The organism is Motiliproteus sp. (genome assembly GCF_965230735.1).
Classification (GTDB): Bacteria; Pseudomonadota; Gammaproteobacteria; order Pseudomonadales; family Balneatricaceae; genus Motiliproteus.
Genome location: NZ_OZ246016.1, coordinates 752,889 through 772,336, shown reverse-complemented (window position 1 = coordinate 772,336; position 19,448 = coordinate 752,889). Strand labels below are relative to the sequence as shown.

General features: G+C 59.1%; 15 protein-coding genes. 7 read left to right on the top strand and 8 right to left on the bottom strand.

The features are described from left to right. Positions 1 to 108: 108 nt before the first annotated feature. The 3 genes from ACO05M_RS03675 to ACO05M_RS03665 form a co-directional block, all read right to left on the bottom strand. On the bottom strand, positions 109 to 1,935 hold the full coding sequence (locus ACO05M_RS03675; RefSeq protein WP_421867913.1) for a diguanylate cyclase domain-containing protein: 1,827 nt from the start codon (positions 1,933 to 1,935) through the stop codon (positions 109 to 111). Between the two features lie 214 nt (positions 1,936 to 2,149). Continuing rightward, the gene (gene serA, locus ACO05M_RS03670) at positions 2,150 to 3,382 is read right to left on the bottom strand and encodes a phosphoglycerate dehydrogenase (RefSeq protein WP_421867911.1); all 1,233 of its coding nucleotides are present in this window, start codon (positions 3,380 to 3,382) and stop codon (positions 2,150 to 2,152) included. A gap of 188 nt (positions 3,383 to 3,570) precedes the next feature. After that, the gene (locus ACO05M_RS03665; RefSeq protein ID WP_421867908.1) at positions 3,571 to 4,446 is read right to left on the bottom strand and encodes a LysR family transcriptional regulator; all 876 of its coding nucleotides are present in this window, start codon (positions 4,444 to 4,446) and stop codon (positions 3,571 to 3,573) included. A 139-nt stretch (positions 4,447 to 4,585) separates the two neighbouring features. On the opposite strand from ACO05M_RS03665, the gene ACO05M_RS03660 reads away from it, so the two are divergent. Next, a complete protein-coding gene (locus ACO05M_RS03660; protein ID WP_421867905.1) occupies positions 4,586 to 5,803 on the top strand; it encodes an MFS transporter in 1,218 nt (405 codons plus the stop codon). Here the strand turns inward: ACO05M_RS03660 and ACO05M_RS03655 are convergent. Then, on the bottom strand, positions 5,736 to 6,122 hold the full coding sequence (locus ACO05M_RS03655; RefSeq protein WP_114696383.1) for an STAS/SEC14 domain-containing protein: 387 nt from the start codon (positions 6,120 to 6,122) through the stop codon (positions 5,736 to 5,738). The two genes, ACO05M_RS03660 and ACO05M_RS03655, sit on opposite strands and share 68 nt — an antisense overlap. A 205-nt stretch (positions 6,123 to 6,327) precedes the next feature. Here ACO05M_RS03655 and ACO05M_RS03650 point away from each other — a divergent pair, with 205 nt between their 5' ends. Further along, entirely contained in the window at positions 6,328 to 8,790 is a 2,463-nt protein-coding gene (locus tag ACO05M_RS03650) for a xylulose 5-phosphate 3-epimerase (RefSeq protein ID WP_421867902.1), read from the top strand. Positions 8,791 to 8,835: 45 nt separating this feature from the next. Here the strand turns inward: ACO05M_RS03650 and ACO05M_RS03645 are convergent, their stop codons facing one another. Together ACO05M_RS03645 and ACO05M_RS03640 are read right to left on the bottom strand one after the other, a co-directional pair. Next, on the bottom strand, positions 8,836 to 10,599 hold the full coding sequence (locus ACO05M_RS03645; RefSeq protein ID WP_421867899.1) for an adenylate/guanylate cyclase domain-containing protein: 1,764 nt from the start codon (positions 10,597 to 10,599) through the stop codon (positions 8,836 to 8,838). A 300-nt stretch (positions 10,600 to 10,899) separates the two neighbouring features. Continuing rightward, positions 10,900 to 11,745, bottom strand: coding sequence for an AraC family transcriptional regulator (locus ACO05M_RS03640; RefSeq protein ID WP_421867897.1), 846 nt, complete (start codon positions 11,743 to 11,745; stop codon positions 10,900 to 10,902). A gap of 114 nt (positions 11,746 to 11,859) precedes the next feature. On the opposite strand from ACO05M_RS03640, the gene ACO05M_RS03635 reads away from it, so the two are divergent. From ACO05M_RS03635 to ACO05M_RS03615, 5 genes are all read left to right on the top strand, one after another. Further along, positions 11,860 to 13,053 carry an MFS transporter gene (locus ACO05M_RS03635; protein ID WP_421867894.1) on the top strand — a complete coding sequence of 398 codons (1,194 nt, stop codon included), beginning with the start codon at positions 11,860 to 11,862 and terminating at the stop codon, positions 13,051 to 13,053. A gap of 373 nt (positions 13,054 to 13,426) precedes the next feature. Next, positions 13,427 to 14,431: an ABC transporter substrate-binding protein gene (locus tag ACO05M_RS03630; RefSeq protein ID WP_421867892.1), complete on the top strand. Its 1,005-nt coding sequence runs from the start codon at positions 13,427 to 13,429 to the stop codon at positions 14,429 to 14,431. Positions 14,432 to 14,520: 89 nt separating this feature from the next. Continuing rightward, positions 14,521 to 15,420, top strand: coding sequence for an ABC transporter permease (locus ACO05M_RS03625; protein ID WP_114696389.1), 900 nt, complete (start codon positions 14,521 to 14,523; stop codon positions 15,418 to 15,420). After that, positions 15,413 to 16,627: a quaternary amine ABC transporter ATP-binding protein gene (locus tag ACO05M_RS03620; RefSeq protein ID WP_421867889.1), complete on the top strand. Its 1,215-nt coding sequence runs from the start codon at positions 15,413 to 15,415 to the stop codon at positions 16,625 to 16,627. Before ACO05M_RS03625 ends, ACO05M_RS03620 begins: the two co-directional genes overlap by 8 nt. Before the next feature lie 123 nt (positions 16,628 to 16,750). Next, positions 16,751 to 16,999, top strand: a complete 249-nt coding sequence (locus ACO05M_RS03615; protein WP_421867886.1) for a mercury resistance protein — start codon at positions 16,751 to 16,753, stop codon at positions 16,997 to 16,999. Here ACO05M_RS03615 and ACO05M_RS03610 read toward each other — a convergent pair. Beyond that, the gene (locus ACO05M_RS03610) at positions 16,996 to 17,700 is read right to left on the bottom strand and encodes a response regulator (protein WP_421867883.1); all 705 of its coding nucleotides are present in this window, start codon (positions 17,698 to 17,700) and stop codon (positions 16,996 to 16,998) included. The genes ACO05M_RS03615 and ACO05M_RS03610 overlap by 4 nt on opposite strands. A 51-nt stretch (positions 17,701 to 17,751) precedes the next feature. Beyond that, positions 17,752 to 19,419 (bottom strand): ATP-binding protein, encoded by a 1,668-nt coding sequence (locus ACO05M_RS03605; protein ID WP_421867880.1) that lies wholly within the window; start codon positions 19,417 to 19,419, stop codon positions 17,752 to 17,754. Positions 19,420 to 19,448: the final 29 nt, after the last annotated feature.

The following is a 19,448-nucleotide window of genomic DNA, read 5'->3' as shown; positions in this document are numbered from 1 at the left end:
CTTGCCAGCGTCTCGCACTTGCAGAAACCGCTTATTCGCAGGTTCCTTAGAAAGCAGTCTATAAACTCAGTCTAGACGGGATCAGCAGTGGTTTGTTGGCGCAGTGACTCAGACCGGGTCGGAGTAATAGCAGGAGCGGTTGCGCCCGCCCTGCTTGGAACGATACATCGCTTTATCGGCATGGCGGATCAGGTCGGCATAACTGCCTCCGTCTTCCGGGTAGATAGCCACCCCGATGCTGGCGGTCACCGCCACCTGTTGGCCCGCAAGGGTTAAGGGCTGTTCAATCTGCTCGAGCAGGCGCTGGATCACCCGCTCCAGATCTTGCTGGCCGGCAAGCTCGTCAATCGCGATGGTAAATTCATCACCGCCGACCCGCCCGACCAGGGCGCCGCTCACTTGCGCTGTCGCTTCCTCAAGGCCGATGCGGCCAACCGTGTCATAGGCGCGCAGGCAGCGCCGGATTCTCACGGCAATCTCGATCAGCAGTTGATCGCCAATCTCGTGCCCGTAGGAATCGTTGACCTCCTTAAACAGGTCCAGGTCGATAAACAGCAACGCCAATCGGGTATCGGGGTGACGCCCCGCCCGCTCAATCTTCTGCTCCACCCGCTGCTTGAAACTACGCCGATTCAACAGTTCGGTCAGGGTATCCTGATTGGCCAGCTTCTCCAGCAGTCGCTCCTGCTGCTTGCGCTCGGTCACATCGGTGAAGATTCCCACCAGCTCGCTGCTGCACTGCCCCTGATCGATCAACGGGCTGACCGACATGCTCAGGGTATAGTTCGTCCCATCTTTGCGCTGCGCGTTAATCTCATGTTCCCAGTTACCCTGCTCGTCAATCGCCTGCTGCATCTGCTGATATAGCGATTTACTGACGTCGATCCTCGGGTCCATCAGCGCACGTTTACCGATCACTTCTGCGTCAGAGAAACCGGTGATTCGGCTGAAGGCGGGATTGGTATAGGTGATCAGATACTGCTCATCGACCACGACCACCCCTTCCTTGATCGAACCGATAATCTCCTGATTGATCTTCAGTTCGAAACGGGTCTGCCGTAACTGTTTGTGTTCTATTTCCAACAATTGGCTGAGTCGGGCGGTACGGAAACTGAAGTAGGCATTGAGCAGGAACATCGCCCCCAGCACCGCACTGAACAGCAATACCGGCTGCAGGATCGAATCGATCAGGTGCAGGCCCGGTGTCGGCGGGGAGAAATGCAGGTGGCCGAGATTATTACCCGTTAAGGTGGTCATCGGCAGACTGTTGTTACCGGCATAAGGTCTGATACCGGTCAGTTGCAGCGAAAAGCGCTCAGAGAAGCCGTCGACATAGTCGGCGTCAAAGCGCTTTAAAAACACCAGCACACTGAACAGTTCGCCACTGCGGACATCATCGTCGGCGACCTCTTCGGTGGTAAAAGGGGCCACCCCGGCAACGTAGAGCTGTCCGGCCACTTCGATCAAACCGCCGAACCCTTCCGGGTCCTGAAGTGAACTAGCCCGTGCCTGCTGAATCAATATCGCCAGTGAACGGCTGTCGGCAAAGGGCTCAAAATGCTGCATCGGTTCCGAATCGACAAACCCCTGCAGCAGGCGGTCGTGCTGATCGATCGCCATCGAGATCGGAATCCCGAACTCCTCATCCAGATAGGCGCCGATATTACTCTGGCCCCAGTCCGGGTCAGGCTGTTGCACCAGGTTCCGGATCGCTTCATCCCACCAGGCGGCATCCATCGCATGGGTGCCTAAGCCCTTGATCTCGTAGTTCAAGGCCGAGTCGACCTGCTGCCGGTATTGCTCGGCGGCAGCCTGATCCTGGCGTTCAGAGGCGGTGGTGATAATCAGCCATAGCAGGGAGAGGGCGGCCAGCAGTAGAGCAATCGCCACCAGGATCCAGTTCGAAAGGCGTTGGTGCAGTATCGATAAAGGCATGGCCATCCCTTCAGACTACATCCGGTCGGTTTGTTCCGTCCGACCGTCAACCCATCTCCCCATGCCGTCCAACGGCATTGCCGAGATCTAGACCATCCCTTCAGTTGCGCTTTAAAGCGAACTAATACAGAAACAGCTTAGTTACTAAGCCTATACCAAAAAGCCCCGCTATACAGCAGGGCTTGGAGGGTTTGTCGCCGTTTAGCAATCCGGCTTAGAACAGTACCCGGCAGCGGATGGTGCCCGGCACCTGCTTGAGCTGTTTGACCGCCAGATCGGAGTGCTCGGCATCGATATCCATCACCACGTAACCGACCTTATCGTTGGTCTGCAGGTACTGACCGGAGATGTTGATATTGTTATCGGAGAACACATGGTTGATCGCGGTCATCACGCCCGGCACGTTCTCGTGGATGTGCAACAGGCGGTGCTTGTCCGGATGCGCCGGCAGGGCCACCTCGGGGAAGTTGACCGAGGTGATGGTGGAGCCGTTATCGGAGTACTTGACCAGTTTCTCGGCCACTTCAAAACCGATGTTCTCCTGCGCTTCCATGGTGGAGCCACCGACGTGCGGGGTCAGGATCACATTGTCGAACTCACGCAGCGGCGAGACGAACTCTTCGCTGTTAGACTTGGGCTCAACCGGGAACACGTCGATCGCCGCACCCAGCAGCTTGCCGGTCTTGAGGGTTTCGCACAGCGCATCGATCTCGATCACGGTACCGCGGGCAGCGTTGATCAGGATCGAGCCCGGCTTCATCTGCTCCAGCTGTTGCGGACCGATCATGTTCTTGGTCGACGGGCTTTCCGGCACGTGCAGGCTGACGATGTCGGCCTGGTTCAGCAGCTCTTTCAGCGAGCCTACCTGGTTGGCGTTACCCAGCGGCAGCTTGGTGACGGTATCGTAGAAGATCACTTCCATACCCAGGGATTCGGCCATCACGCTCAGCTGAGAACCGATCGAACCGTAGCCGATGATGCCCAGCTTCTTGCCACGAACTTCATAGGAGTTGGAAGCCGACTTGTTCCAGACCCCACGGTGGGCCTTGGCATTCTTCTCGGCCACGCCACGCATCAGGATGATCGCTTCGGCAATCACCAGTTCCGCCACCGAGCGAGTGTTGGAGTAGGGCGCGTTGAACACGGTCACACCCTTGGCGATCGCCGCGTTCAGATCAACCTGGTTGGTACCGATACAGAAACAACCCACCGCCATCAGCTTGGACGCCGCTTCGAACACCCGCTCGTTGAGCTGAGTCCGGGAACGGATACCGACAAAGTGAGCGTCTTTGATCCGCTCGATCAGCTCGTCTTCCGGCAGCGCGGTGGTCAGGTAATCGATGTTGCTGTAGCCGGACGCCTTCAGGGTATCGACGGCGGATTGGTGAACGCCCTCAAGCAGCAGAAACTTAATCTTGCTCTTGTCCAGGGATGTAATCTTGCTCATGGCAACAACGACCTCAAACTTTCCTGCCGGCGGTACACTCCAGGCTCACTCCGGAATCCGCGGGCTGCTTCAAAAATGGGCGGCAATCATAGCATAAAGATTGATCAATGCAGCGCTGTCGCAGCATGAATGGCGTTGAAAGTTTTCAATCAAGTATTGAAATTAATTAATACAGCGAATTGATCGGCTCAGACCCGGCTGTGCTCGAGCAAAAACTCGACGAAACTGCGGTCGGCATGGGACAGATAGGCGCCCCGTTTCCAGGCGATACAGAGGTCCAGCCAGACCGGCTCACTGAACGGCCGTGCCGCCAGTTCCGAATCCCCCTCGGCCACCATCGCCAGGAAGGTGGTGACCCCGAACCCCTTGCGGACGATCTTACGAATCAGCGGAATCAAGTTGGTTTCAAACTCGATCTGCATCGGCAGCTCGGTCTGCTGGGCCAACCGATCGATAAAGGCGCGATGAAAATAACCTGGCTTGAACAGCACCAGCGGCTCGGCGAAAAATTGCTCGAAACTGACGCTCGGTTGGGCCGCTAAGGGGTGCTCCGGCGGCAGGCAGACCACCATCTGCTCGCGCAGGAACAGCTCAGCTTCCAGCGACTCCGGTAACTGCTCCCGTACGATAATCCCCATATCCAGCTCGCCGGCATCGATCATCTGCTGGATATCCCGGGCACCGGCTTCCTCCACCGATAGCTTGAGCTGTGGATAACGCTGCTTGAACGCCATCAGCAGCTCGGGAAAATAGTAGGTACCGAGCATGCTCGGAATGCCGATCCGAACCTCGCCCTTGCGCAGCCCCTTGAGCTCATCCATCTCCAGTTGGGCCTGGCGCAGGTCCTCCAGCATCCGCTGCGCATGCTGCAGCAGTACCTTCCCCTCGGAGGTCAGGCTGATACGGCGGTCGTGACGGTGAAACAGCAGCAGGTCCAGCTCCTGCTCCAGCTTCTGCACCGCCACGCTGACGGCCGGTTGGGCCAGTGGCAACGCCCGGGCGGCGCCGCTGAAGCTGCCGTGGCGGGCCACTTCGACAAAGATGCGTAGTTTGCGTAGGTCCATCGCTCGCTCTCAACCAACTCTGCTAATGCAGACACTATACCAACTCGCTATAAATTCTATAGAGATTATATATTTTTGATATTCACTGGATTGACCTACAGTGGAGCTCCGCTATCCCACTGACTCGATGAAGCCCAGCATGATCCAAACCGGCACCACCGCCTTTACCCGCGCTACCCTAGCCCTGTGCCTGGGCTCCTTTATCGTGTTCGCCAACCTCTACATCACCCAGCCGCTGTTTCCGCTGCTGCGGACCCAGTTCGAGCTGACCGATCTACAGGCCACCTGGTCGCTGGCCCTGCCGATGCTGACCCTGGGCCTGTCGCTGCTGGTCTACGGGCCGCTGTCGGATGCACTGGGGCGGCGCCGGATCATGCTGCTGACCCTATTCGGATCCAGCGTCCTGAGCCTGCTGCTCCCGCTGACACAAAGTTACGACTCGCTGCTGGCGCTACGGATGCTGCAGGGACTGCTGTTGGGCGGGTTACCGGCGATCGCGATCGCCTACATGGGGGATGAGTTCGAGCGCCCGGCGCTGCTGCTGGCGGTGGGGCTCTATATCAGTGCCAATTCGCTGGGCGGCATCAGCGGTCGCTTGGTGGGTGGCTTTGTCACCGATTGGCTAGACTGGTACAGCGCCTTCTATCTGCTTGGCGTTCTCAGCCTGCTGGGCGTGGCGCTGGTGGCCTGGCTGCTACCGCCGTCGCAGCACTTCCAACCCCGCCCGCTCAGGCCGAAAACCATGGCGACCGATCTGGCCGGCCACCTGCGCAATCCGCTGCTGGTGACCGCCTACCTGATCGGGGGTCTGAATTTCTTTATCTTCTCCAACCAGTACAGCTACATCACCTATGTACTCAGTGATGCGCCGTTCGAGCTGGCTCCCAGCTGGCTGGGAATGCTGTTTCTAACCTACCTGAGCGGCTCGCTGGGCTCGGCGGTATCGGGCAAATTGAGCCAGCGCTTTGGCCAACCGGACTGCATGCTGGCCGGGGTGCTGATCATGATGCTCGGCTCCCTACTGACGCTATACCAGGCTCTACCAACCATCGTGCTGGGGTTGCTGGTCAGTAGCTTTGGCTTCTTTATCTGCCACTCGGTCTGCAGCGCCTGGGTCAACCGCAACGCCGAGCATGCCCGGGCCAGCGCCTCGTCGCTCTATCTGGTCTGCTATTACCTGGGAGCCGCCAGCGGGGGCTTCTACCTGGACCGGTTCTGGCAGGCCCAGGGATGGAATGGGGTGGTATTGGGATCGCTGTTGATTTTGGCGCTGACGGCGGCGCTGGCCTTCAGCCTGCGTTACCGACTACGGCGGGCTGCTGATCTATCCACTGCCACGCCTGCTCAAGCTGGTTGAGCTGGTAAAACTGAATCTCACCATAGGTGAAGGGCTTGGCCAGTTGCGCCATCCAGCGCTCCCACTCCTGCGAGCCCAGCACCGCCAGCCGCTCGACCCGATGATTGATCTCCAGTCCGAAGATCAGATCATCCCAGGCCGCCTGCAACTCCCAGCCACGAAAGCCTTCGAGTAAAAACAGCAGCCGGATCCGGTCGTGATGCAGCAGCGCCTGGCGCACCTGCGGAATCAGAAAATTCTTGTAATCGTTGTCGGTCAGCTTGCCGCTGACCAGAAAACCGAGACGATCGGAGCTGCTCTGCTCCAGCTTCATCATCATTGCATTCGACCCCTTAGCCGCTGGCTTATCGTTATAACGGTCAGTTTAGTCCGGATATTTATCTTTGCCTTAGCCAAGCCCACCGACCAAAGTAAATAGCAAGCCTGATCAGGACCCATGAATTTGGTTTCCAAAGGGCGCTTTTGGGACTACGTTTAAGGGATCGCCATTGACTCAATATCCCCGTCTCAACAAGGAGTTAGCAATGAGCAAGGAGCAGTTGAAGATCCATCGCTACCACCAGCACGAAATCGAACAGCGCGCCGCGCTGTATCGCGAGCGGGATCTTATTTTCGCCGACTGGGCCGCCGGTTACGGCGTCATCCGCCACCGCCCTCAAACCCAGGTCAGGGTCTACGAACTGGTCGACCGGCTCCACCACCAGGGCGCAATCACCGACAAGAGTGTCGCCTATCGACAGCTACAGGCCGCCGACCGCCTGGCCTCGGCAGCGATGTGGCTGGTGGTGCATATGACCTACGCCGAGAACGTCTACCGGGACGGCCGTGATCTGACCCATGCCGACTTCAAACGCGACCCTCAGGGCCACACCGGCGGCTCGCTGAACATGGTGCCCGGCTATGTCGGCTACCTGTTGATCAACGCGCTGAGCGGCGTCAGCCGGCACTGGCTGATGGGGCAGGGTCACTGTGTCGCCGCCGTCGACGCCACCAACCTGCTGGTGGGCAACAGTCTGCCGATCCATCACGACAACTACCCGCTCGACGATGCAGGCCTGACCCGGTTTGTACGGGACTTTTATGCCTACCATGTCAGTGCCGACGGGCGTCCGGCCTCGCCGCTGGGCAGCCACGTCAACGTCAACACCGCCGGTGCCAGCCTGGAGGGCGGTTATCTGGGGTTTGCCGGTCTGCACTACATTCACCAGCCGCTACCCGGTGAACGGCTGGTCGCCTTTCTCAGCGACGGCGCCTTCGAGGAACAACGCGGCAGCGACTGGGCCCCACGCTGGTGGCGCGCCGAGGACAGCGGTCTGGTGTCACCGATCATGATCGCCAACGGCCGCCGTATCGACCAGCGCACCACCACCAGCCAGCAGGGCGGCACCGACTGGCTGCGGGAGCACCTGATCCAGAACAGTTTCGATCCAATCATCATCGACGGTACCGACCCGGCCGACTTCGCCTGGGTGATCTTCGAGATGGAGCAACGGCTGGAAGCGGCCGGGCAGGCGGTGCAGCAGGGCTGGGAGCAGTACCCGGTACCCTTGCCCTACGCCATCGCCGAGGCGCCCAAGGGCTTCGGTTTTCCGGGCCAGGGCAGCAACCTGGCCCACGGCACCCCCTTGGGGCAGAACCCGCGCACCGACGCCGAAGCGCTGCGGCGCTTCAACGAGGGCGCGCGACGCCTGTGGGTTCCGGATCCGGCCTTGGCCGAGGCCTGCCAACAGCTGTGCAACCACGTGCAGAAACGCCGCCCCCACGAGCGCGAGCTGGGTGATGTCAGCACCCCGGTCCAGGCGCAGCTACCGCCACCCAACTGGAGTTCCGACCTGCAACCGCTACGCTCGCCGATGGACGCCACCGACGAGACCTTTGTCGGCATCGTCCAGGCCAACCCGCAACTACGTCCCCGGGTCGGCAACCCGGATGAACTGCGCAGCAATCGAATGAACCAGACCCTGGATCTGCTCAAGCACCGGGTCACCGACCCCGAAGAGGGAATGGCCGAATCGATCGACGGCAAGGTGATCACCGCATTGAATGAGGAAGCGGTGGTGAGCGCTGCGCTGGCCAACCGCCAAGGCCTCAACATGGTGGTCTCCTACGAAGCTTTCGCGGTCAAGATGCTCGGCGCCATCCGTCAGAGCCTGATCTTCGCCCGCCACCAGGTCGAAGCCGACCAGCCTCCGGGCTGGCTATCGGTGCCGATCGTACAGACCTCGCACCTATGGGAGAACGGCAAGAACGAACAGTCCCATCAGGACCCGACCCTGTGCGAAGCGCTGATGTCGGAGATGTCGGATCGTTCGAGGGTACTGTTTCCTGCCGACTGGAACAGCGCCATGGCCGCCACCCGGGCGCTCTACCAAAGCCACGGCCAGATCTGGTCGCTGGTTCAACCCAAGTCGGCGGTGCCTCAGCATCTCAGCGCCGAGCAGGCTGAAAGCCTGGTTAAAGACGGAGCCATCCGGCTGCAGGGTACCGAGGATAGTCCGTTGCAGCTGATCGCCGTGGGCAGCTACCAACTGGTGGAGCTGAAAAAAGCTTCGGCCCGGCTGCAGCGTGAGAAAATCGACCACGCGCTGATCTACCTGCTTGAGCCGGGCCGATTCCGCCAGCCCCGCGATCGTTGGGAGGCCGACAGTCTCAGTCCCGAGGCTGTGCACCAAGCGCTGTTCCCAGCCACCACCCAACAACGCCTGCTGCTGGGCCATATGCGACCCGAAGCGTTGCTGGGGGTGCTGCGTCCGCTCGATCTGGGACCGCAACACTGCCGTGCACTCGGCTACCTCAACCGCGGCGGAACCCTGGATGTGGAAGCGATGCTGTACGCCAACCGCTGCACCTGGGCCCACTGCCTGGCGGCGATCAGCGAACTGACCGGCACAGCGCTGGAACAGTTGCTCAGCGATGATGAGATCGATGCGGTACAGGGTCGGGGCGATCCCTATGCGATCATCGCCCGACCCCATAAGACCGCTTGAGCTTTTGCTACCCGGCAATCCGTCTGAGGCTTAACGGCACCAGGCTTAGGGATTGAGAACGCCGGCCTTGGTCAGGTCGTCGCTCAGCTGGCGAGGAATCTCCTGATCACGATAAGACTCCATCTGCAGCAGGGTCTGGACAGGAAAGTCAGCGGTAATCGCCAGCAGCTCTTCGACGGCTTTCGCCAACGCGGCGGGATCGGACAGGTGGGTCAGTGCCGCCACCTGATAGAGACAGGCGCGCCGGGATTTATGCAATAATTGGGATACCACTTTGACCGTTTCGCGGTAGTTACCCAGGATATAGTGTGCGGTGGCTTCGATCTCGCGACAGTAGGTCGGCAGCAACGGGTCGAGGGCGATGGCGCGCTTGTGGTATTCCAGCGCCTTCTCCGCCTCCCCCAGAAAATTGTAGAGCTCGCCGATACGGCCGAGAATCCAGGCGCTGTTGGGATTGAGCGCCAGCGCGCGCTGGAAGTGATATTCGGTTTTGTCGAACTCTTGGTTGCTCAGACAGATCGATCCCATGATTCGATGGGTTTCGGCATCGTTCTCATCCAGATCCAGCGCCCGAGTAACCGAGCCCAACTCCTCTTCGTAGTAATCCGCCTGTGTCCAGGCGGCCAAACCATCAAGCGCACAGGCTTTCCAGGCATGGGCACGGCTGTACTCCGGATCTTTTTCTATCGCCATGTTGAACCAGTACAGCGCCTTTTCTGCCGCTTCCCGGGTGACCCCTCCGAGTCGATGGTATTCCAGACCGCGAAGGAAGCACTCGTAGGCAAACATATCGGCCGGCTTCTTTTTTCTGGCCGCCACCATGGTTTCATGCTCGATACGCCCCACCACCGTCGAGACGATCGATTTCGCCAGCTCATCCTGAACCTCAAACAGCTTGTCGAAGACCGAGTCGTATTTTTCGGCCCAGACCTGATCACCGGTCACGCTGTTGATCAGCCGGGTGGTGATACGCACGCGCTCGCCTAACCGCCTGATGCTTCCCTCAAGACAGTAGGCCACCCCCAACTGCTTGCCCAGCGCGCATAAGTCGAGCTGTTTATCCTGCAGCGCCAAACTTGCATTGCGCGTGGTAAGAAATAATCCTCCAAAACGAGCGAGTTCGGTGATCAAGTCATCGGTAAACCCCTCGGCAAAATACTGCTGTTCGGGGTCATCGCCCAAGACGCTGAAAGGCAGCACAACCAGCGAGTTGGGGATACGTTGCCTGGGCTTTTGATGCACCAGTTGATCCGGGTCTCCGGAGACGAAGCTGTGATGGCTCAGCTCGCCAACTACACGGTAGGTTTGAACCGGCTCAGATAGGTTTTTTAACGACTGTTCTCCGGTGTTTTCGAATGTCAGCTGCGCCGTTCGTTTGACCTGATCGAACACCGATTGGGAGATCAAGACGGAGCCGGGATCGGCGATACCTTCCAGGCGTGCCGCGATGTTGACGTCGTCACCATAGATATCCTCCTCGTCCCAGAATATATCCCCGAGATTGACCCCGATGCGGAACAGCATCCGCTGTGGTTCCGGCACCTCGGCAATGCGCAGCTCAACACGTTTCTGGATGTTGTAGGCCGCCAGCACCGCGTTGGTGGCCGAAGCAAATTCGGCCAGAAAGCCGTCGCCGGTCAACTTCACGATACGGCCGGAGAATTCATCAATGATGGGATCAATAATCGTCTGACGATACGACCACCAGGTCTTGATGGTGCCCTCTTCATCAAGACGCATCAGACGGGTATAACCGACCACATCTGCGGCTATAACCGCAGCCAGTCGTCTTTGTACTTGTTGTCCCATCGCTCTTCTCATCAGCTCATGCGGATCAGCGGCAGCTGAACACCGAGCTACTCGGATGCATCAGACCGAGAGTTACCCCGGGTTAACCAGCTGATTCACAGCCACGGGGGCGAGATTCTCCGTCGTCATATCGATCGGACATCGCAGACTCAGTCAGGACATCATTGTTGTGATCTACAACGTTAAATTAAGCATATGACAGCTCCCCCAAATAGCCACCGAATCGACCTCTGGGCTGCCAGTTAGAGTCAAGAAACCGCTGATAAGCTGCACTGCTGAATAAAGCAGTTTAAATCCAGGCTAGAAATAACGCCCCGGCGTACGTCCCAACGCCTTGCGGAACATCGCAATAAAGGCGCTCTGACTGTCATAGCCCAGGTCCTGGGCGATCAACGCCACCGGCTGGCCCTGGGCAATCCGGCTCAGGGCTTCGAGCAGTCGGGCCTGCTGACGCCATTGACCGAAACTCATACCGGTCTCCTGCTGAAACCGGCGCGCCAGGGTACGCTCGCTCATCCCCAGTTGCCGACCCCAGCTGGCCAACGGCTGTTTGTTGGCCGGATCCTGGCGCAGCTGTTCGGCGAGGGTACGCAGCGGCGCACTGGTGGGTTCGGGTAGGTGCAGCGCCGCTTCAGGCAACAGCTCGAACTGGTCCAGAAACACGCTGACCAGCCGCCCCTCGGCTCCCTCTTCGTCGTAGAGGCGATCAAACTCCGCCATCGTTACCATCAACTCGCGCATCAGGGGTGACACACTGACCACCTGACACTGCTCAGGCAGACGCCCGGCCGCCTGCGGCGCGATGTAGATGTTGCGCATTTTGACACTCTGGATCGCCCGGGCATCGTGCTCGATAAAGGGTGGAATCCACACCGCCCGTTGCGGCGGCACCACCCAGTGGCCGATATCCCGCGCCGAGACCTGCACCAGCCCCTCGACGATCCAGAGCAACTGCCCCCAACCGTGGCTATGGAACGGGGTCACGAATCCCGCTTCCCGATCCACCTTTCGCACCACCAGCCGTCGCGGCACATCCTCGATTCGCTCCTTGACCGACTCACCATCGACGGTGGTCCAGTGCGGGGGGAAAGGGGGGAGTTCAGTTGATTCCAGCGAGCCTGTCTGTTTCTCGATATTTTTTGGCATGACTGTCGGTATACGCCAAATTGCTATCGATTTACAGTGACTTTACTCAACCACCGACCGACTTCGACTTAGCAGGTCTGATCATTTATCCACCAATCGTCCCGGGAGATTAGAATGAAAAGCTGGCAGCGCCCCGAAAATCTGTTGTTTCTGATGACCGCCGCCATGTCGATCTCATTCGGTATCTGGCAGGCCCTGCTGAATAACTTCGTTATCGAGCGGGCCAACTTCACCGGCGTCGAAATCGGTATCCTGCAATCGCTGCGGGAAATTCCGGGCTTTCTGGCGTTTGGCGCCGTGCTGCTGCTGGTGTTGATGCGTGAACAGACCCTGGCATTGGTGTCCTTGCTGCTGCTGGGGCTGGGGACCGCACTGACCGGTTTCTTCCCGACCGAGATCGGGCTGTACTGCACCACCGTGCTGATGTCGATCGGCTTCCACTACTACGAAACCATCAACCAGTCGTTATCGCTGCAGTGGTTCGATAAGAAAAGCGCCGCCCACAAGCTGGGGCAGCTGGTGGCGGTGCGCTCCTTCGCCGGACTGCTGGCCTTCGGCATGGTGTGGCTCTGTCTGGATATGGCCGGCTTCGAAATGGAAACCGTCTATCTGCTCGGCGGCGGTGTGACGCTGCTGATCGCACTGGCCTGCTGGCTACTATTCCCCTATTTCCCCCAGCACGTGGAGCAACATAAGAAACTGATTCTGCGTAAGCGCTACTGGCTCTACTACGCGCTGACCTTTATGGGCGGTGCCCGTCGGCAGATCTTCGTGGTGTTCGCCGGCTTCCTGATGGTGGAAAAGTTCGGCTTCAGCGCCGCCCAGATCTCGCTGCTGTTCCTGATCAACGGCGTCATGAACATGATCTTCGCCCCCAAGATCGGCAAGCTGATCGGCCATTGGGGTGAGCGCAAGGCGCTGACGGTGGAATATATCGGACTGATGATCGTGTTCGCCGCCTACGCGGTGGTCTCCAACCCCTGGATCGCAGTAGTCCTGTACGTCCTCGACCATCTGCTGTTCTCGATGGCGATCGCCCAGAAGACCTATCTGCAGAAGATCGCCGACCCGCGCGATATGGCCCCCACCGCCGGCGTCGCCTTCTCGATCAACCATATCGCCGCAGTGGTGCTGCCGGCAATCTACGGCCTGCTGTGGCTGGTTTCACCGGCAGCGGTATTCCTGACCGGCGCGGCCCTGGCCGGCGGCTCTCTGCTGCTGGCCAGACTGGTACCCGAGCGGCCGGAGCCGGGCCAGGAAGTGGTCTGGCGGGGCGTCAATCTACCCGCAGGTCCAACGACCTCTTAGGGTCTGTTAACACTATTGGAATCCTGCCTGCTGAGACCACTTTCCCGCTCAGCTAGGCAGAAGGAGCGAGTAGTATTGAACATACATAAGCGACTGATAACGCAGCAGAGCGGGAAAATGGCCACAGCCCTGCGGGTTGTACCTGAGAAAGCTCCTCTCGTTGTTGCTCGGCGCTTATTTGGAATGACCAAACGACACGACTCGCGCCTAGATAGTAACTTTTTCAGGTGCAACAGGCTCGACTCCAGTAGCGTTAGCAGACCCTAGACCTAAGTTCAGAATTTTAAAACCAAAATGCCTTTAGAAATCCATTGTTGGATACGTTATGGTTATAAAGAGGTACCTAAATTAATTACAACAACGGACCAACACCATGCTTAAAAAGGCACTTACGATTAGCGCCATCGCGATGACGATGGCAACAGCAAACACTTATGCCGCGGATTGTGGCAAGGTCACGATTGCCGATATGAACTGGAGCTCCGCCAGTTTGATCGCCAATATTGATCGCTTCATCCTCGAGCACGGTTACGGCTGCGATGCCGAACTGGTTCCCGGTGACACCATGCCCACCGGTACCTCAATGATCGAAAAAGGCGAGCCGGATATCGCTCCGGAACTCTGGAGTAACTCCATGAAGGCGGCGCTCGACAAGGGTGTGGCCGAAGGACGACTCAAAATCGCCGGCAAATCCCTGTCCGACGGTGGTGAAGAGGGCTTCTGGGTACCCAAGTACCTGGTCGATAAAGACCCCAGCCTGGCCACCATCGAAGGTGTGATCGCCAACGCCAAGATGTTCAAGCACCCGGAAGACCCGGATAAATCCGCCTTTGTCGGCTGCCCGGCCGGTTGGAACTGCCAGATCAGCGGCGGTAACAACTTCAAGGCCCTGAAACTCGGCGAAGCCGGTTTCGACCTGATCGATCCGGGTTCGGCTGCCGGCCTGTCCGGCTCCATCGCCCGTGCCTACGAGCGGATGGAACCCTGGTTTGGCTACTACTGGGCCCCGACCGCCATCCTGGGTAAGTACAAGATGGTCAAAGTCGATTTCGGCACCGGCGTGGATGAGCAGCACTACCTGGACTGCACCTCCAATGCCGAATGTGAGAATCCCAAGGCAACCATGTGGCCGCCCTCACCGGTGCATACCGTCACCACTAGTGATTTCGCCACCAAAGCCCCCGAGGCCTATACTTACCTAACCCGCCGCGCGTTCAAGAACAACCTGATGAACGAGCTGCTGGCCTGGATGGAAGAGAACCAAGCCGACGGCGATATCGCGATGGAGTACTTCCTGACCACCTTCGAGCCGGTATGGCTGTCCTGGGTTAGCCCTGACGCTGCCGACAAGGTCAAAACCGCCCTGTCTCGCCTGTAATCGTTACGACCGGGCGGCGCTGCCGCCCGGTCATTCCCTTTACCTGACTTCCGAGTAAACCGCCAAAATCAAGCAAGACCGAGGTACCCATGGCAGATTCATCCTGGCTCACCCAATTCCCACAGATGGAGCGGGCCGATCTGCTCGCCATCCGTAAATCCCTTGACGCCGCCTACCGTGAATTTTCACGCAGCTACGGCGATCTGATCGAATCCTTCTTCGACCCGCTACTGACTTTTCTGATCTGGTTCGAAAAACTGCTGCTCAACACCCCCTGGTGGCTTGTCATCATGGCCGTTACGGTACTGGTGTACGTTGCCAGCCGCTCCTGGAAGCTATCGCTGGCGGTGATCCTGTCCCTACTGACGATCGGCTACTTCGGGATGTGGGACAACACCATGCGAACCCTGAGCATCATCACCGTCTGTACCCTGCTGGCGATCGCGCTGGGGATACCGATCGGCATCTTGATGGCCCGATCCGATCGGGCCCAGGCCATCGTCACCCCGATGCTCGATATCATGCAGACGATGCCCGCCTTCGTGTACCTGATCCCGGTGGTGATGCTGCTGGGGATCGGTAAGATTCCGGGTGTGATCGCGGTAGTCATCTACGCTATCCCGCCGGTGATACGCCTGACTAACCTGGGCATCCGGCTGGTCGACAAAGAAGTACTTGAAGCCGCCACCGCCTACGGCGCCAGCCCTATGCAGAGGCTTTTCGGGGTACAATTACCCTTAGCCTCACCGACCATCATGGCCGGCATCAACCAGACCATCATGATGGCCCTGGCGATGGTGGTTATCGCCTCGATGATCGGTGTGAAGGGACTGGGGCAGCCGGTGCTGAAATCGATCACCAACCAGTACTTCACCCTAGGCCTGTTCAACGGCTTGGCCATCGTCGCGCTGGCGATTATTTTCGACCGCGTCTCCCAAGCCTACGCCAAACGTAATCAGCAACATATGCAGGGAATCGACAATGCCTAAGTCCGAACAACAGCCGCTGATCCAAATCGACGGCCTTTACAAGGTCTTTGGCGAACGTCCCGAGACGGTCATGGATTCCGTCAAGGCTGGCCAATCCAAGGACCAGATCCTGGCAGACACCGGCCACACCGTCGGTTTGAAAGATATCAACCTGAACATCAACAAGGGTGAGATCTTCGTCATCATGGGCCTCTCCGGCTCCGGCAAGTCGACCCTGATCCGCCACTTCAACCGCCTGATCGACCCCACCGAGGGCCAGATCATCGTCGAAGGCACCGACGTGATGAAGTTCTCGGCCCGGGAACTGGAGCAGTTCCGTCGTCACAAGATGTCGATGGTGTTCCAGCGCTTCGGCCTGATGCCCCACCGTACCGTGGTCGACAATGTCAGCTATGGACTGGCGGTGCAGGGGGTCGACAAGAAAGAGCGACTCGACAAGGCCCGAGAGTGGCTGGAGACCGTCGGTCTGGCCGGCTACGAAGACCAGTATCCCTCGCAGCTCTCCGGCGGCCAGCAACAGCGGGTCGGCCTGGCACGAGCGCTGTGCACCGATGCCGAGATCCTGTTGATGGATGAGGCCTTCTCGGCACTGGATCCGCTGATCCGCAGCGAGATGCAGGATCAATTGATCGAACTGCAGCAGAGCCTGCATAAGACCATCATCTTTATCACCCACGACCTCGACGAAGCCCTGCGACTGGGCGATCGGATCGCGATCCTGAAGGATGGTGAACTGGTCCAGCAGGGTGAGCCGGTGGATATCCTGCTGAATCCGGCCGACGCCTACGTCGAAGCCTTCGTCAAAGACGTCAACCGAGCCCGGGCGCTGACGGTCGAAACCGTGATGAAGCCGCCGGTCTGCCGCATCACCGCCGATACCATCGGCGAAGCGCTGACCCAGATGAAACGCCTGCCGGGCAACTACGGTTACTACATCACCGACGAAGGCTATCAAGGGGTGATCTGCCAGAAAACGCTGGAATCCGAAGCTAGGCTTGATGGCGACAGTCCGATCTCCGAAGCCACCTTGCAGGAAGTCCCGGCCATCGCCAGCGATGCGCTGCTGGAGTCGGTGATTCCGGAAACCCTGGAAACCGACTTCCCGCTACCGGTACTGGATGCCGATGGTGATCTGCAGGGCGAGCTGTCCCGCGCCAGCCTGGCGGAAGTACTGGGCGAGAGCCATACCAAAGACAACGCCGCCTAAGGTATCTCAGATCGATTCGGGCTATGCTGGAGCCGTAACAAGTCTTCAGTATTAGCCCGAAGCCCGTACCTTCTGTTGCGACAGAGAGCCAGATTACGGGCCCAAGCGCCTGGAGTCAGGCCGATGATCTCTTCTCCCTCCACCCACCAACTCGTATCCACCTCCAGTCCGCAGCATTGCGGTTGGCTCTGGCTAGCGCTGGGGTTGCTGAGCTGCCCCTGTCATCTGTTGATTCTGCTTCCGCTGCTGAGGGGAACGCTGCTGGGAAGCTGGCTCAGTCTGCACTATCTGCCCAGCGTTCTGGTACTACTGCTGATCTCGCTAGTGGCTACCCTGACCGCCCTGAGGTTGCTGGATCACAAGCCTGGCTAACAACGGATATAGCGCCGCTCCGGGCGACCGACGGTGCCGTAACTGACCTCGGCGGACAGCTCACGGGTGCTGACCAGAAACTCCAGGTAACGCCTGGCGGTGGTTCGGCTGGCGCCGATGGCGGCACCGACGTGCTCGGCATTCAACGCCTCGGCATCGGCTTCGCCATCAACCTCGAATATGGCCCGAACTTTATTCAGCGTCAGCGGATCGATCCCTTTCGGCAATCGCTCGTTCCCAACCTCAGCCTCGGCCTTGGTCCCGCCAGCACGGGGAAGCAAGGTATCCACTTCGGTCTGGATCAGCGATTCCATCGCCTGCAGCTTCTGCAGGTGATCGGCGTAGTTATTCAGCGCCTCCTGCAGGCGCTCGAATACCAACGGCTTGAGGATGTAGTCGAACACCCCGCCTCGGAGTGCTTCCTTCAGGGTATCGACCTCCTTGGCGGCGGTGATCAGAATCACATCGGTGGCGCTGTTGTTGGCCCGTAGCTCGCGTAGCAGATCGAGCCCGGTTCCGGTCGGGAACTGGATATCCAGCAGCAGCAGCTCGGGTTGAAACACCTCCACCAGATCCCGTGCCTCGTCCAGCCCGTGGGCCACCCCCACCAGCTCAACCCCATCAATACGTTCCAGAAAACGTTGCTGGATTTGAGCAATCTGGCGATCATCTTCGGCGATTACAACACGAATGTTCTGCATCTTCTGACTACGGCCCTTTATTTCTTCTTACCGGGGTTATGGTTTCGAAGGCTACCCTTGCGGTTTATCGACAGCGGCAGTATGCCGAACCGGCTGTTTAGGAATATAGACGGTAAAGCGACTACCACGACTGGCGGGGTTCTCGTCAGCCGGGTCACCCGGTTCCAACGTGATAGTGCCGCCCAGGCGCTGCAGCAGTCCCTTGACCAGGTGCAGTCCCAAGCCATGGCCCTGGGCGCTCTTGCTGGTCACCCCTTTCTCGAAGATCCGCTCCTGCTGATCGTCCGGTACCCCGGCGCCCTGGTCTTCGATTTCAAAGATCAGGTCGTCACCCAGATCGGTCATCGACAGCCGAACCTCCCCATTCGTACCGGTATGAGCCAGGGTCGCTTCCAGGGCATTGTCGATCAGATTACCAATAATGCTGACCAGTTGTTCACGGGGCAGCCGATCGGGCAGCTCGGTCATATGGCTATCCGGATCGATCAACAGCTTGAGCCCCATCTCCCGGGCGCGGTTGTACTTGCCCAACAAGCAGCCGGACAGGATCGGATCTGGAACCGCAGCCAGTAGCAAGCGAATCAGCTCCTGATGGCTGCGGGTCTCCTGGCCGATCAGCGCCAATGCCTCGTCGTCGGCACCGATCTGGATCAGACCGGCGATGGTGTGCAGTTTGTTGGAGTATTCGTGGGATTGGCTGCGCAGGGTGTCGGCGTACTGCTGAATTCGGGTCAGCTTGCGGCTGACTAGATCGAGTTCGTCCTTGCGACGGAAACTGGAGACCACCCCAGTGATCTTTTCATCCTGCTTCAACGGCACCCGGTTGACGATCAGATTCCTATCGGCCAACCAGACCTCGCGGTCGAACTGGGGTTCGCCGCTACGCAGCACATCGAGCATCTGGCTGTCGGGCAGCACCTCGCTGATCGGCCGCCCGGTCAGGGTTCGGTCCTCGTCGAGCCCCAGCGTCTCAATGGCGGCCCGGTTGATGGTGGTGATCCGTCCGTCGGCGTTGATCGCGATAATCCCTTCACGGACCGACTCCAGCGTCGCGATCCGCTCCTGAAACAAGCGCCCTATCTGCTCCGGCTCCAGTCCGAAGATCGCCTGTTTGAAATGGTTGGCGAACCAGATCGCAGTCAGCACGCTGACCACGAACGCCGCCAGGATCACCAGAATCAGGGTAGTGCGGTAGCGCGCGATCGTTGCCTCGACCCGGTCCAGCGTATAGCCCACCGAGACCAGGCCGATCACCTCTTCGCCGGTGTGGTCGTACATCGGCGTGCGGGCCCGCATCGACCAGCCCATGCTGCCCTCAGCCTTGGTCACCTGACTGCGGCCATGCACCAGCGTCGGTGCGGTATCGTCATCATCGTCGCTCATCATCGACAAGCCGATCAGCTCGGGATTGGGGTGGGTCAACCGATGCCCCCGCAGATCGCCGAACACCACGAAGCTGGCCTGGGTGCGTTCGGCCAGCAGCTTGCTCAACGGTTGCAGGTTTTCGCTGTCGCCTTGCCCGACAGACTCGATCATTTGGGGCATCGCCGCAATCCCCTTGGCGACATGCAGCGCCCGTTCACCGATCTGCTCATCCAGCGATTGGTTCAGGTAGTAGAGAGCGAACAGGCCAATGGAGCCGGTCTGGAGCAGGGCGATCAGGCCCAGGATCAACACCATCCGGGTTTTCAATTTCAGCGCACGTAACGACAGTTTCATGACAGTCTGGGTTGTTATCTTTGTTATTG